Below are 13741 nucleotides of genomic sequence, written 5' to 3'. Positions count from 1 at the left end.
TCAGTCTCCTGCTGTTGAAATGCTGTAGTCGCCCGTGGCACCGAGGCCTGAGACGGTGGCGAGTTCGGCGAGGCGGCGGTCGGCGCCGCGTCCCGCCAGCACGGCGACGAGGTCGATGGTCTCGGCGATCAAGGCGCGCGGAACCGAGATGACGGCTTCCTGGATGAGCTGCTCGAGCCGTCGCAGCGCGCCGAGCGCCGTCCCCGCATGAATGGTACCGATGCCGCCGGGATGGCCGGTGCCCCAGGCCTTGAGGAGGTCGAGTGCTTCGGCACCTCGGACTTCGCCGATCGGGATGCGATCAGGACGCAGTCGGAGGGACGAGCGAACAAGATCCGACAGTGTGGCCACACCGTCCTTGGTCCGAAGCGCAACGAGATTGGGCGCCCTGCACTGTAGCTCGCGCGTATCTTCGATCAGCACAACCCGATCGGAGCTCTTCGCGACCTCGGCCAGGAGCGCGTTCGTCAAGGTTGTCTTGCCGGTCGATGTTCCGCCGGCGACGAGGATGTTCTTCCGTGCGTCGACCGCGCCCCTCAGGATCTTGGCCTGCTCCGAGGTCATGATGCGCCTTACGACGTAGTCGTCGAGCGTAAACACGGCGACGGCGGGCTTGCGGATAGCAAAGGCCGGTGCTGCAACGACCGGAGGCAAGAGACCTTCGAAGCGCTCGCCGGTCCCAGGCAATTCGGCCGAGACCCGTGGCGAACCGGCATGCACCTCGGCACCGACGTGATGCGCGACTAGGCGAACAATGCGCTCGCCATCGGCAGCGGACAGAGTTTCGCCTGTGTCCATGAGGCCATTCGACAGCCGGTCGATCCATAGCCGGCCATCCGGGTTGAGCATCACCTCGATGATCGCTTCGTCTTCGAGATAGCCGGCAATCGCGGCCCCAAGCGCGCTGCGCAGCATTCGCGCACCGCGCGAGCTCGCGTCTGATTGAATAGAATGGATTGCCATCGTTCGCCCCACCGAATGAGGGCACCCAAGGGGCCCTCAGATGGGGATCATTAGAAAAGGCCCCACGGACTTGGCGCAACAAGCGGCTTCAGTGATCGTAGACTGGCGTAGAAAAAGAAAGACTGAAAACTGATGTTTGAGGTCTACTCATTCGTATCGTACTCGGCGAGCTACCGCTCACCACTCCGCATCGTCATCCGCGGGCACGAGTAAGACCGAATCCTCATACGACTCGACAGCGTAAGAAACATCAGCCGGCTTGAAGAATAGGAGTGAACTCATCCAGGAAACGATAGATCGGCGCCAAGGCAGCATGAACCAGATCAACGCCGCGATCTGCACTGCTACGTTGACGCCGAACGCTACTTGATAGGCATGGACGGCCCTATGGCCATCATTCGCGGGCCATTGCTCCAAGATAAGACCTGTCCCGCATTGTGCCAGGAACGCCCAACCAAAGTGCAAGACGTTCAAGGCGCCGTTGGCACGACCGGCAAGCGCCGGCGGAAAGTAATCTACTATTACCGCGAAGCTGACCACGGTTGCCGTTCCGGCAATTGCGACAACGGACCAGGGCAAGATGGACGGCAGAGGCACTCGCAGGATCAAAGCTAGCTCGGCTGCGAAAAAGAGCACCGCAACCGTCGCTAATACCGTCTCCGCCCCTATTCCCCTTCGTTTGACGTAGTGGACGGTCATCCCGAACAACAACGCGCCGAAGCTCAAGACGATCGACATGGTGAACAGCTGTCTTACGAGACTTGCGCGATCAAGCCCCTCCACGTCGGTCAGCCACGGTGATGCCCACAGTCCCTGCAGAGACCAAGCCGATCCAACACAAGTCGCCGACAATGGGGCCATTCGCCAGAAGCGCCGATCGCTGAAAACGGAGCCAAGGGTGGCGCGCGCCGTTGATGGAACAATGCCTCGTTCAGGCACCGCGACATAGATGAGAATGGCCGTCGCACCGGTAGCGACTGCCAGGATCCCAAAGAGCAGCCGCCAGCCCATCCAAGCGAGCAGGTATTCGACGGGAGCCGTAGCCGTTACCGCTCCTAGCGACCCCAGCATAATCATGTAGCCGTTAAGCAAAACGACGCGTTCGCTAGGGAACCAGAGGATGATGGACTTCAGTCCGGCCGTCAGCGCCGCCGCGACACCAAGCCCGATCATTGCACGCGCTATCAAGAGTGACGGGAAACCGCTCGATACCGCGAAGAGTCCGGCGCCCACTGCTGCGAGCAAGAGCAGAGCACTCTGGACGCGCCGCGGACCAAAGCGGTCCAACAATATGCCGACGGGAATCTGCGCCGCCGCAAAGACGAGGAAATAGACCGAGGTAAGCAACCCGAGGTCGGCAGCCCCAAGCCCAGCATCCGAGCTGAGATGACTGGCGATCAAAGCGTTGATCGTTCGAAACAGATACGAAAGATAGTATCCAACCGCAAACGGGAGAAATACGCGCGCTGTGAGGCGCCATGCCCCTGAAATCTGCATGCTGGCCCCTCTTGCTGTCAGCTCGTGCGAGCCGATAGCGCGACCAGCTTTTCGTCAGTTCAGCTAAATCGCTGCGGGCGTAGGTTAGCGAAGAAAAAGAAGGGACCGGCGAAACGGTCTTGCTACATGGTTCAATCAAGATTCTTCGGCCGCTTCCTGGCGGCGGATATCTTCTGGAATCTCGCGCAGAAAGCTTTGCCCTTTCTGCAAACGGCGCCCGAGCGCCTCGACAAATCCTTCAAAGCGCTCCCGACCCTTTGCCTGCGCGGCCGTCTGCGCGTCATTGGGCAATGGCGGCGTTACTGTCAGCCAGAAGCGGATGAACAGGGCCAAGGTCTCTGCCGTTAGACCGATATCACGCTCCATCCGCTGCATTTGTCGCGAGAGGCGATCGAGACGACGGGTAAACGCGGCCTCTCGCCTGTCCGCTCCGTCCGGTGACAAAAACGAAGCAACGGCTGCCTCCACGATCGCAGACCGGGAAAGGTTTTTGCGATCCGCGAGGTCCGAGATCTGTTTCAGAAGCTCGGGCGGGAAATAGACGTTCATCCGATCGCGCATGTTGCCTCAGAGCTCCATGCCGTCATTCGGATCCATGGCAACCTGGCGGGCGACGCCACGCATCTGCTGACGAAGCAGTCGAGATTGGCGGACCGCGTCCTCATCGTCGTCAAGAACCACGGCGAATTCCTCGGCTGGGGCCGGCTCGGTTGTTTCCTTGGCTATCGCGACGTGATCGGGGAGTTCGGGCTCGCGACGGAGACCACTGTTCGCGGCGTCTTCCTCTGCTTGCCCCCTGTCGGTTGGATGCGGCGCAGGCTTCAGCGTTTCAAGCGTTGACCATCCGTCCGTTCCTGATACCGTCGGATCGGGCGGCGGCAAGATCCGCTCGGTAAGCCGCCGATCCTCATAATAGCGAACCTTCTTCGCCCGGATCGGCGGTGTGCCCGCTACCATAACAATCTCGTCCATCGGCGATAGCTGCATGACCTCGCCCGGGGTTAGCAGCGGTCTCGCCGTCTCCTGGCGCGAGACCATCAGGTGTCCAAGCCAGGGGTTCAACCTGTGACCGGCATAGTTCTTCATCGCACGCATCTCCGTCGCCGTACCCAACGCGTCGGACACCCGCTTGGCGGTCCGCTCGTCATTTGTCGCGAAGCTGACGCGCACGTGACAATTGTCGAGAATCGCATTGTTGGGCCCGTAGGCCTTCTCGATCTGATTGAGCGATTGCGCGATCAAGAAGCTCTTGATGCCGTACCCCGCCATGAAGGCGAGCGCGGACTCGAAGAAATCAAGACGTCCCAGCGCCGGAAACTCGTCGAGCATCATCAGGACTCGATGCCGGCGGTCGCGGGCGTGCAGATCTTCGGTCAGCCGCCTGCCGATCTGGTTTAGCACCAGGCGGATTAAAGGCTTGGTCCGCGAGATATCGGAGGGTGGCACCACGAGGTAAAGCGTCGTAGGGCGGCTGTTTGCGATCAGATCGGTTATCCTCCAGTCGCAGCGGCAGGTCACCTGGGCTACGACGGGATCGCGGTAAAGACCCAGGAACGACATCGCGGTGGACAGAACGCCCGACCGCTCATTCTCGGATTTGTTGAGGAGTTCACGCGCCGTCGAGGCGACCACGGGATGGGAGCCCTTCGCGTCAAGATGCGCGGTCGTCATCATCGCCTTCAGCGTCGCCTCGATCGGCCGCTTCGGATCGGACAGGAAAGCTGCGACGCCAGCCAAGGTCTTGTCTGCCTCGGCATAGAGAACATGGAGTATGGCGCCGACCAGGAGCGAATGACTGGTCTTCTCCCAATGGTTCCGCTTGTCGAGCGAGCCCTCGGGGTCGACCAGGACATCGGCGACGTTCTGGACGTCACGAACCTCCCATTCCCCGCGCCGCACCTCGAGCAGTGGATTGTACGCAGTGGACTTTGGATTGGTTGGGTCGAACAAGAGAACTCGACCATGCCGCGAGCGAAAACCGGCCGTCAGTTGCCAATTCTCACCTTTAATGTCGTGCACGATGGCCGAGCCCGGCCAGGCCAGCAACGAAGGAACGACCAAGCCAACACCCTTACCGGACCGAGTGGGGGCAAAGCACAAGACGTGCTCCGGCCCGTCATGGCGCAGGTAGTCGTGGTCGAGCTTGCCAAGCACCACACCATCCGGACCGAGAAGTCCGGCCGCTCGAACCTCTTCCGCATCAGCCCAGCGCGCCGAGCCATAAGTCTCAACGTCCTTGGCCTCGCGCGCCCGCCACACCGACATGCCGATCGCCACCGCGATCGAAACGACGGTCCCTGATGCTGCGATGAAGGCCCCCTCGACAAAGACCTGCGGCGCATAGGCATCGTAGACGAACCACCACCAGAAGAAGATCGGCGGATAATAGATCTTGAAACCCCACAGTTCGAACCAGGGCCGCCCAAGCTGGGGCTGGTAGCCAAGTCGCCAGGCCGTCCACTCGGTTGCTCCCCAGATGGCCAGCAAGACGATCAGGCCGACAACGATCACCTGCCCCCAGAGTATTTTGGTTCCGGACATTCCGAGCGTCCTTCCGCAACTGAATTGGTGAGATAGCTAGAGGCCGAGGTCGCGCTTGCGACCAAAGCCCCATTCAATACCACCGCCGTCCTTCACGAACCCGGTGACGTGTTGGCCGAGCCTCTTTTCTAGTTCGCGCGACCAGGGCACGAGCTGGAAGCCGAGACCATTATCGATCATGGCGAAGCGTCCCGAGGTGAGCGTCAGCCGCTGGCGATACGTGCCCGCCACATGCTCCCCGGAGGCGGCGTTCATATGAGGCAGGCCGATGTCGGCCGAGACTTTTGCGGCAACCTCGTCCAGTTCGCGTCGACGCAACGTCTTCAGGAGGTCTCGCTGCACGGTGATGCGTTGGCCCTGCCGCCGCGCCAAGCCCTCCTGGATCAGATGCTCGGTCCGGGCCTCCATGGCGTCGCGGGTCTCGCGGCCAAATCCACCCATGGCAAGCGGCATGGGGTCGCGTTCGACCAGCCTGTGGTCGAGCCAAGTTGCCCCTCTTGCCTTGACCTGACCACCAAGATCGAGATCGGAACGGGCCGCGAGCACCACGGTGGGGCGCGGATCGCCGGGTGGACCGAAACTCCGGACTTCGACGATGCCGCCCATTGGCGGTGCATATTCGAACGCCTCGAGCCCTCGGAAGCGCACGTGGTGAGCGCGTCCGTCTGTTCCGTCAATCAGGGCATAGGCCTCCCCGGTCAGTTCGTCATGCAATCCGCGGTCGACCAGCCGTCCGATAATCTGGGCCGTCGGCCGTCCACTCTCAATGACGAAGTCGGCAACGCCGCGCGCTTCCCCACGCTCGGTGAAGGCGCGGTGCATGGTCTTGATGATGTCGCCGCGCATGCCGAGATCGCGCAAGCTGCGCTCGGCCTCGAGCCCGACTATCCATTCGCCTGGTGCAGCGGAGGTAGCAAGGCCCATCCTCTCTAGCTGTTGAAGACGACCGATCATCAGGCGCCGGATCTCGGAATCGGACTTGCTCGAGTTCTCGGGGCGAAGATCGATAGTGCCGGTCTCATCGGCTGCCAACCGGATCTCCCGATCTAGCCGCGTCCATCGTTCCGCCGTGACTTCTCTCTCCAGCGAATTGCGGATCTCGTGCTCCGGTTTTGGACCCAGTTCTATGGCGACCAGTTCCTCGGCGCGTGACCGCAGGCCCAGGCTGATGTAGTCGCGGGAGATCACGAGATCTGCCCCTTCCTCGTCTACTCCCCGAACGAGAAGATGGACGTGGGGATTGTCGGTATTCCAATGATCGACAGCAACCCAATCGAGCCGCGTGCCGAGATCAATCTCCATTTGCTTGGTGAGGTCGCAGGTGAAAGTCCTGAGGTCGGTCATCTCGCCGGCATCCTCAGGCGAGACGATGAACCTAAAATGATGCCGGTCGTCCTTGCATCGTTCAGCGAAAGCCGCGCTATCGGCACCGTCACTGCCGGCATCGAACATCACGGCACGCTCACCGCTTCGGGTCACGCCATCGCGCTTGAGATATGAAAGATGGGCCGTCAGAGGCGCCGAGCGGAATGCTCGTCCTTTGTGCCGGACAACACGTGCCTTCACCACGACGCGCCGCGTCGGGCTGAACAACCGACTGCGGCTGAACGCAAGCCTGCCGCGGCCAAACGTCGAGCGGCCATAAGCCGTGGAACTCCTGCCAGCCGCAGACTGACCAGAGGTGTGCCCGGCCTTCTTTGCCGCCCGCAGCACCTGGTTAATGAAGCTCTTCTGCTTCGGCGAGCGGGTATTGCGGATGCGCCCAGGCCGAATACGCAGGTCGCTATCGCCCACGCTCACGGGGCCTCCAAACGATTAAAAGCACGCACAGTGCCGAAAACGCCTTTGATTGCATTCGTAAAAACGCTAGGCGCGGCACGCGACCCGACAGACCGGCACGCTAGAACCCAAGCCATGCCAATGGCTTGCGGTTCGACCGGCGAGCCCCTTTTATCTCGCCTTCCTAATCGGGCGGGCAAAGTCAACTCATTCCCACGCTTTTCTTCGACTCTTCGAACTCCAACCATGACCGACTCCCTGCACCAACAACGCGCAACTTCATCACAGCCGCGTACGCCACGTGCCTTCACCAGGCGGGGTCCATGCGTTCCTTCGCGTTCAGCACTTGGGCCGTCGCATGCTCTTCATCAGGTTCGTAAACAGGGCTGTCCAAGCAGTCCGGCGCTCTCGTCCTGAAGGGCGGCAGCAGGCAAGAGATAGCGGACATTCCCCGTTTCGCGGCCCCGCCAGGGGACGCTCACCGCGACGCGCCGCTCTCTAATTTCGCTCCTCCTCAACGTGCTGGGCGAAAACCCAGTGCTAATCCGTCGTTATCTGCACCGCGGCTACTGTGCAGGTCTCAACCGCAGCCGCTGCGTGACCTGGCGCCGAATCCGACGTGCAAGTCGGTCTCGCTGATCCACATTCGGTGCAGAATGCTTGCGAGCTTCCGCGCGACCGCGGTGATTGCGCACAACATGCTCGATCGTTTGGCGATCCGCAGGCCCCACGCTCGCAATGCCGACCATTTCCTGACCCGCAGCAAGCAGGCTTGCGGCCGCCTCGCAAAGCACTTCGCGCACGGCGACGTCGACCTGTTTGCTGATGCGCCCTTCGTAATCGATCGATGTGCCGGACTGGTGCCGCCTCGGCGCCAAGCCGAAATGCGCGCCGACCGTTCGTGATCTGGCAAAGCGCCGGGGATCGTCGACGCCGACCTTGAACGACAGGGCCGCAACGGGACCGACGCTTGGAACCGTCATCAGGCGTCCGCAGATAGCGTCATGCTGGACCACCTGCAGCAGCGCACGATGGAGCCGATCGTATCCCTCTAGGATGGCTCGGCGCGCATCCAGCATGGCCTCGATGGTCATAATTAAGATCGGATCGCTGCGCTCGAGCAGCGCGCGGACGCGGGCCTCGTAGGCACCGCGGGCGACGGCTCCGACGAGCAAACCACAGGCCCGCAGTGCTCCACGAATGTGGTTTTCGATGTCGATCAGTTTGCGCTTGACCAGCTTCCGGCTGGCCAGCAGCGTGCGCATCTTCTGCATGTCGATGTTCTTGACATGAACGGTGCGATACCAGCCCAACCGCATCATCTGCACGAGGCCGCGCGCGTCATTCCGGTCGGTCTTGTTCCGCATTGTCGACAGCGAAACGCGCATGTGACGCGCTTCGACGACAATGATCGGAAGCCCCGCGGGCTGTAGTTCGCGACACAGCCAGATGCCAAGCGATGACGCCTCGACTCCCACTCTCCCCAGGCGATCCGCGTAGCCCTCTACTGCGGAGCGGATCGCCGCTGGCTCGGTTATAACCGTGACCTCGCGAACGGTGTGACCCTCGCCATCGACGAAGCAAAGACTGGTTTCCTCAAGAGCGACGTCCAATCCAACGTAGAATTTCATCGGAGCTCTCCTGTGTGGCAACGACCGCCTAAGTCGTTGCACCGGGCTCCGGATTCGACCACACGGGCGGCTATCCCCTTGCACCGGTTTCTCGAAGCCCGATTTGAAGAGCCGTCCTGCCGTCGTGGTTCCCCGGCCGCTGATTCCCGCGGCCCAACTTCCAAGCCAACTCGGTGCTCGTGGCGATTTGCGACAAAATGCAGCTCGGGTCATTGCGGTAGATCCTTCCATCCCGCCTGCCCGAATACGTCGGCTGGCGGCCGATACATAGCGAAATAGCCGCCGCGACTCGGCAGCCAACTTGAGAAGCCCCCCGCTGTTTGCCCGCGTTTGCGAAGCGATCGCTCCCCGAACGGTCGAGGCACCCGCAGGGTGGCTTGGTGAGGGGCGCAGCGACGAGTAGAGCGCGGGCCGCATCGCCCGTGTGCCATCAGCACGTTATTGTCCCACTCCCCCGCGCACTCTTGCCCGCGTGACCAAGGGTTCTTCAGTAGCAAACTCGAAAGTCTTAGCGTCATGATCGTGTTGCAGCGTCTCGAATGCAAACCGAATGTCCGTCACAGGGCGCCAGCGAACCTGGAAACTAACGGCTGATAGCACGAGCTGCCCGATGTGCAGCCGCCGAAGGCTTACGTCGTGTTTGCCAACTGCTCTCCCTCTTCCGCCATTTGCTCGGTGAAGCAGGCCAAGGCCTGCGAACCCGCACACTTGGTCATTGCGATAATTCTGAATGCGATCGAGGTATGAACACGCCAATATGGTGGGGGACCATGGGCGAAACATCGGACGTCGAGATTGCGGTCGTGACACCGCTCGACGGCATGAGCGCCAGCAACCGATCGCGCGTTTTCATGAGATCGGATCGCGTGATGAAAAGCGTCGCGGCTGCTGATGACTGTCCGCTGGACGCCCACCTCGGCGGCAGTTCAATGGCAAGCAGATTTGCAAGCTTTGCGACGTATGCTCGCGTCTCGTCTGGCAGAGAGCCGCCTGCGAGATGCTCTTCATAGCGAGATGGTCCCGCGTTGTACGCGGCAAACACGCCAGGCGAGCCATACCGATCGAGCAGTTGGCGCAGATAGGCCGTGCCAGCCAGAATGTTGTCGTGCGGGTCGTAGGGGTCGTTCCCCAGATTGTAGCGCTCGCGAAGTTCCGCCCAAGTCGCCGGCATGATTTGCATCAGGCCCATTGCGCCTTTTGACGATCTGGCGTGAACGTCACCAGCACTCTCGATGCTTTGGACTGATCGGATCCAGTTCGGGGCAATCGCAAAGCGTTGCGAGGCTTCATTGATGAAGCCGGCAAACGAACGAGGGGCCTGACTGATCGTCGGCTGGGCGGCTGATCCGCTCTGGGCCAAACCAGGACTGTCGAACGCGGTCAGCAGAAGCATCAGGGGCAAGGCAGCACAAACGCGCGTGCCCAACCGACCCAAGCACCCGGTCGGGCTCGCGCCAGCCTTGCAGACACCGATCGAGATGGAGGTATGATCCCGCAATCGATCGAATAACAGAATGGCGAGGAGAACACGTCGAATGCGCACGATTACTCCTCCCACGTCCACACCGGCATCGCACGGCCGATCACGCTAGATGCCGGAAGACATCCAAAATACCGGCCATCAAGAGAGTCGTCCGACTGCCAGTTCATCAGAAACAGCTCGCCGTCTCCGACGACGCGGCAGCCCTGCCATTTCGGCAGCGGCCTGCCTCGTCTGTCGTGATCCTTCGCCTCGCCCACCGCGACGTCGTCGACCGAAATCGTGAGACCGGTTCTGCAGACACTCTGCCCCGGAAGGGCAAGCACGCGCTTCAGCATGGGGACGCCAATGGGCAAATAGCCGTTAAAGTCGAGGAAGGTCGCGAGCGGCTCCGGCAGCTGCACGGCGACCAATTCAGTGACTTGGAGTTGGTCCGCCGGTAAAAGGCGGTAGAGACCAATCGGCACGCTCGCGGATGCGTTCCAGATGTAAAGCGGAAGCGGCCCCAGGACGATCGTCCCGATGAGCGCAGCAGCCACGCCAATCGTCACGGCCAGCATCATCAGGCGGCCCGTCATCGGATCACCTTTTGGCGACGAAGCCAGGCCTGATGGCGCGCTTCCGTATATTGACGCGGGTTTTCGTTGACGGACAGGCGGTTATGGACGTGATGCCAATGATCAGGCGCGACATCAGCTGGATCGATGCCGAGTGCCTCAACGGCGTCGGTTATTTGTAGTACTCGCTCGACCTTCGGCCAGCCGGACAGACGCAGCAAAATCTCCCCGCCGGGTGTCACATAGGGGACGGTCGAGCAGCGCTGTCCCGGAGCGACCGCGCGCAAGATGTCGATGCGCGAAATGATTGTCCCAAAGTCGTTGGAGGTCCATCGGACGAAGCCAAAGATGCTGCCGGGCGCAAATGAGAGGACGCGCCGATGGCGATCAAGCTTCCGTTCCTTGACGATACGACCGAACCGAATCCGGTTTTCGATGCGCTTCTCGAGCCACAGCACTTCCACTTCGGTGAGATCGTTCATGCCGCCGGTCCCCAAGACTGAAAAAGGGCGACGTAAGCTTTGGCGACGGCGAAACACCTGTGCGGCTTCTTCGCACAAGCAGGATTGGCGGCGCGCCGTTGCCAGTTGGCTGCGATGCGGCTTGGGGTTTGTTCCGTTAGAGGGAATCCGAAAGATTTCTGGTTAGTAAAGTTACAGCGGCTGGAAAGCTCGGAGAAACAAGCTCTTAAGGTCGATTCCAATCCCCGATAGCACGAGGATTGGGTCCCCGATAGCACGGGGGTTGCGGTCCCCGATAGCACGAGCTGATTCACAGGTTGTCCTCCGAATTTGTAATGAGACCGCGCTGGCGAAGGCGAGCCGTTAGGGGCATCAATAGGCGTGGTGCGAAGTTCAGTCGCTCGGTGCCATCAGGACCGCGCGTGAGCACGAGCTGGTAGCCGGGCAATGCCTGACGCTGAACGATCTGACGTACGTCGTAAGCAAAGTGCTTGAGCGGCGAGAGGATGCCGGACTTGGCATGGAGATGCACAAGGTCAAAACTCCGGCCGCCATCCTGGCGTCCACCATGCTTTTGCACGAGCCGGTAGAGCCATCGCACAAGTCCGCCCGTCAGATGGAAATAAGCGCGATCAATCGTCAGTACGAGCGCGTCATCGATTACGCCCGCGTAGAACCAGTCCGGCAGGATTAGCTCGAGCCCAAATGCGCGACCATTTGCATCGGCCGTTTCCTTCCACTCGTTGATCCAGGAGAAGCGATGCCCTCGTCGTTTCGCTGGCTGGCGGATCGACGTCAGCACCATCCTTGACTGAAGTCTGTCGAGGCCCGCCTTGAGCCGGTCATAGTCGCGTGCGCTGCTGCCGCGGCCGACGAACGTCAAGATCTCGTAAGGCGTTGCCATCAGACGGGACGTCTTGAGACCTGCGTCACGAGCTTCGACGATCTGAGAAGCAGCGCAGATCAGAACGTCTGCATCCCAGATGGTTGCCATGCCGTGTTCCGGCACGGCCTCGACACGAATTGCGATCGCCCGGGCACGGAAATCGATCGGCACAGTTCGCTTTGTTTTTGCAAGCGAGAAGAACGGATATGCCATCAGATCCTGCGCATCGCGCGGCGCGAGATCGCCGGGCAACGCCCGAAAGAGCTCAAGCTGGTCGCGCTCGAAATGGCGATTGCGCCGCATGATTATTGCTCTCGCGCGGCAATCAGCGACGTTCCTGGCCCGCATACGGGCGCAGCGCCGGGTGCTTCTTGGCAGGCAGAACGGTCCCCTTGCCGGGGTCCGACGTTGACGTCTTAGCACCGAGGTCGGCCCACGCTTTCAGATCATCTAATGCGTAGACGACACGTCCGCCAATCTTCCGATACGTTGGACCGGTGCCGTATGTGCGGTGTTTCTCAAGCGTGCGTCCCGAGAGGCCAAGATATCGCGCGGCTTCCGGTGTACGCAGGAATCGCGAGGGTAGACCGGCCATCAGATCGGGCATTTGGGATCTCCAGAATGACGGTGCACCGCGTATAGCGGCGCCTGCGTGTGTGCGGTCATCATGGAGGAGCAAGTTCTCGGAGGGGGATGCCGAATATTGGGGGTACGATTTGCGGCACCCCTAGGGGACTGCGCTACTCGTCCTCGCGACTGGCCGCAGGAGTTTGCGGTAACAACCGTGTATCCACGCGAGGCCGCCTTGCACCAAGGCGGACGTTCTATTAGGCACTTCATGCGTCTGCCAGGCGCGATCGTGAGTGCGCTTTTTGCCGAAGAGCGCTGCGGTAATAACGCGGTACAGCCGCCAGCGCTGTGCGCATCAAGGGCGCGCCTCGCGGCGCTCAGACGGTTGCGCCGGCGGTTGATTAATGTGTGGAAATGCAGGGCTAGGCGCGCGTCCATTCGTCGCGCGCCACGGCCGTCGGACTTGATGCGCACGTGCATCGAAATCGTTATCAAACAGCAATTTGAGTGCGTATGAGGCGCCGAGCACCGGCATCTTTGGACCAGGCACGGGAATCTACGGCCCTGCTGCGCAGCACGGCATACAAGCCGTCGACGGCCATGGCGGACCTGGCTGGTTGAGAGAATCCAGCAGCGGACGTCGAACTGCCATCGACCGTCGAGGCGACCGTGATACGAATGAACGCTGCTAGAACCTCGGGCGCCCCGAAAATCGTCTGCTCGTCGAAGGACCTCTACGGGTCACCGACGAAAGCAGATGCCCCACCTCTTTCCTTAATTCCTCAGCCACTTTGCCATCTTACTACTGGCGATCATCACCTCATATTCGCGTCAATAGTCCGCATTGCAGCGAGGACATTCCCGAGCGAGGCCCATGATTCCAACGTCTTGTAGGCTCTCGTAGGATTCCGGGACCGCCAGTCGAATTCAGGCGTTGCTCCTGCCCCATTGCACACAGCCAACAAAGGATTGCGCCGGTGAACGACGCGGTTGTAGGAAGCCCCTAGTTTCACACGCGTGGAGCACCGGAATGACTACTGGTTAGCAATGGAGAATGGCTCTGTCTGCAAGTCGGCAGCCGACGCCTTTCTTCTATTTCGAGCCGGTGCACGCAAGTGTCGCCCCTGCTCCGTCCTCCATTTGGCGCGCGAGATGACTCTGATATGCGCGCCGCGCACGATCTGGCTCTCGCTCTGTGTCCATATGCAAGACCGGTCGAGCAACTTCGCGCCAGTCCGCCCCTCACCCTCCGCTTGCAGAAGCCGAATATACGTGATGACATGCTGTTCGTCATAGGCCGCAAGCGCCGGCCATTCGGCGCACTGTCCGCCATTTCTGGATCGAGGGATGGCTACAGCATTACACCCGGTTTGAAA

At 61.0% G+C, this 13741-nt stretch carries 12 protein-coding genes and 1 pseudogene; all 13 read right to left on the bottom strand.

Translation table 11 applies throughout. The annotated features are described in order from the left end of the window. Window positions 1-963, bottom strand: coding sequence for a P-type conjugative transfer ATPase TrbB (trbB, locus tag AB7008_RS06745; RefSeq protein WP_080588765.1), 963 nt, complete (start codon window positions 961-963; stop codon window positions 1-3). A gap of 177 nt (window positions 964-1140) precedes the next feature. Beyond that, entirely contained in the window at window positions 1141-2460 is a 1320-nt protein-coding gene (locus AB7008_RS06740) for an MFS transporter (RefSeq protein ID WP_038936973.1), read from the bottom strand. A 135-nt stretch (window positions 2461-2595) separates the two neighbouring features. Continuing rightward, window positions 2596-3021, bottom strand: coding sequence for a CopG family transcriptional regulator (locus tag AB7008_RS06735; protein ID WP_038936974.1), 426 nt, complete (start codon window positions 3019-3021; stop codon window positions 2596-2598). Window positions 3022-3027: 6 nt separating this feature from the next. Next, window positions 3028-5001 (bottom strand): conjugal transfer protein TraG, encoded by a 1974-nt coding sequence (locus AB7008_RS06730; protein ID WP_038936975.1) that lies wholly within the window; start codon window positions 4999-5001, stop codon window positions 3028-3030. 36 nt (window positions 5002-5037) lie between these two features. Beyond that, window positions 5038-6801: a relaxase/mobilization nuclease domain-containing protein gene (locus tag AB7008_RS06725; RefSeq protein WP_038936976.1), complete on the bottom strand. Its 1764-nt coding sequence runs from the start codon at window positions 6799-6801 to the stop codon at window positions 5038-5040. Between the two features lie 545 nt (window positions 6802-7346). After that, on the bottom strand, window positions 7347-8411 hold the full coding sequence (locus AB7008_RS06720) for an IS110 family transposase (protein WP_202949172.1): 1065 nt from the start codon (window positions 8409-8411) through the stop codon (window positions 7347-7349). A gap of 712 nt (window positions 8412-9123) precedes the next feature. Next, complete coding sequence (locus AB7008_RS06715) at window positions 9124-9954, bottom strand: lytic transglycosylase domain-containing protein (RefSeq protein WP_038936978.1); 831 nt, start codon at window positions 9952-9954, stop codon at window positions 9124-9126. A 2-nt stretch (window positions 9955-9956) separates the two neighbouring features. Next, entirely contained in the window at window positions 9957-10469 is a 513-nt protein-coding gene (locus tag AB7008_RS06710) for a S26 family signal peptidase (RefSeq protein ID WP_212481101.1), read from the bottom strand. After that, on the bottom strand, window positions 10466-10930 hold the full coding sequence (locus AB7008_RS06705) for a DUF2840 domain-containing protein (protein WP_028152645.1): 465 nt from the start codon (window positions 10928-10930) through the stop codon (window positions 10466-10468). The genes AB7008_RS06710 and AB7008_RS06705 overlap by 4 nt, the downstream gene beginning before the upstream one ends. Before the next feature lie 289 nt (window positions 10931-11219). Beyond that, window positions 11220-12098: a replication initiator protein A gene (locus tag AB7008_RS06700; RefSeq protein WP_038936980.1), complete on the bottom strand. Its 879-nt coding sequence runs from the start codon at window positions 12096-12098 to the stop codon at window positions 11220-11222. A 22-nt stretch (window positions 12099-12120) separates the two neighbouring features. After that, complete coding sequence (locus AB7008_RS06695; protein WP_041957479.1) at window positions 12121-12402, bottom strand: helix-turn-helix transcriptional regulator; 282 nt, start codon at window positions 12400-12402, stop codon at window positions 12121-12123. A 120-nt stretch (window positions 12403-12522) separates the two neighbouring features. Continuing rightward, window positions 12523-12690, bottom strand: coding sequence for a DNA -binding domain-containing protein (locus tag AB7008_RS06690; RefSeq protein WP_244433102.1), 168 nt, complete (start codon window positions 12688-12690; stop codon window positions 12523-12525). Window positions 12691-13399: 709 nt separating this feature from the next. Next, window positions 13400-13698 (bottom strand): annotated as a pseudogene (locus AB7008_RS06685) (DUF2285 domain-containing protein). Window positions 13699-13741 lie beyond the last annotated feature (43 nt).

Origin of the sequence: Bradyrhizobium sp. 521_C7_N1_3 (assembly GCF_052075975.1) — a bacterium.
Taxonomy (GTDB): domain Bacteria; phylum Pseudomonadota; class Alphaproteobacteria; order Rhizobiales; family Xanthobacteraceae; genus Bradyrhizobium; species Bradyrhizobium japonicum.
This window is presented reverse-complemented; position numbering and strand designations above follow the sequence as displayed.

What these genes read in the sequence shown, in the direction of transcription:
- trbB (WP_080588765.1), bottom strand. Translation starts at nt 963, where the DNA reads ATGGCAATCCATTCTATTCAATCAGACGCGAGCTCGCGCGGTGCGCGA.
- AB7008_RS06740 (WP_038936973.1), bottom strand. Translation starts at nt 2,460, where the DNA reads ATGCAGATTTCAGGGGCATGGCGCCTCACAGCGCGCGTATTTCTCCCG.
- AB7008_RS06735 (WP_038936974.1), bottom strand. Translation starts at nt 3,021, where the DNA reads ATGCGCGATCGGATGAACGTCTATTTCCCGCCCGAGCTTCTGAAACAG.
- AB7008_RS06730 (WP_038936975.1), bottom strand. Translation starts at nt 5,001, where the DNA reads ATGTCCGGAACCAAAATACTCTGGGGGCAGGTGATCGTTGTCGGCCTG.
- AB7008_RS06720 (WP_202949172.1), bottom strand. Translation starts at nt 8,411, where the DNA reads ATGAAATTCTACGTTGGATTGGACGTCGCTCTTGAGGAAACCAGTCTT.
- AB7008_RS06710 (WP_212481101.1), bottom strand. Translation starts at nt 10,469, where the DNA reads ATGACGGGCCGCCTGATGATGCTGGCCGTGACGATTGGCGTGGCTGCT.
- AB7008_RS06705 (WP_028152645.1), bottom strand. Translation starts at nt 10,930, where the DNA reads ATGAACGATCTCACCGAAGTGGAAGTGCTGTGGCTCGAGAAGCGCATC.
- AB7008_RS06700 (WP_038936980.1), bottom strand. Translation starts at nt 12,098, where the DNA reads ATGCGGCGCAATCGCCATTTCGAGCGCGACCAGCTTGAGCTCTTTCGG.
- AB7008_RS06695 (WP_041957479.1), bottom strand. Translation starts at nt 12,402, where the DNA reads ATGCCCGATCTGATGGCCGGTCTACCCTCGCGATTCCTGCGTACACCG.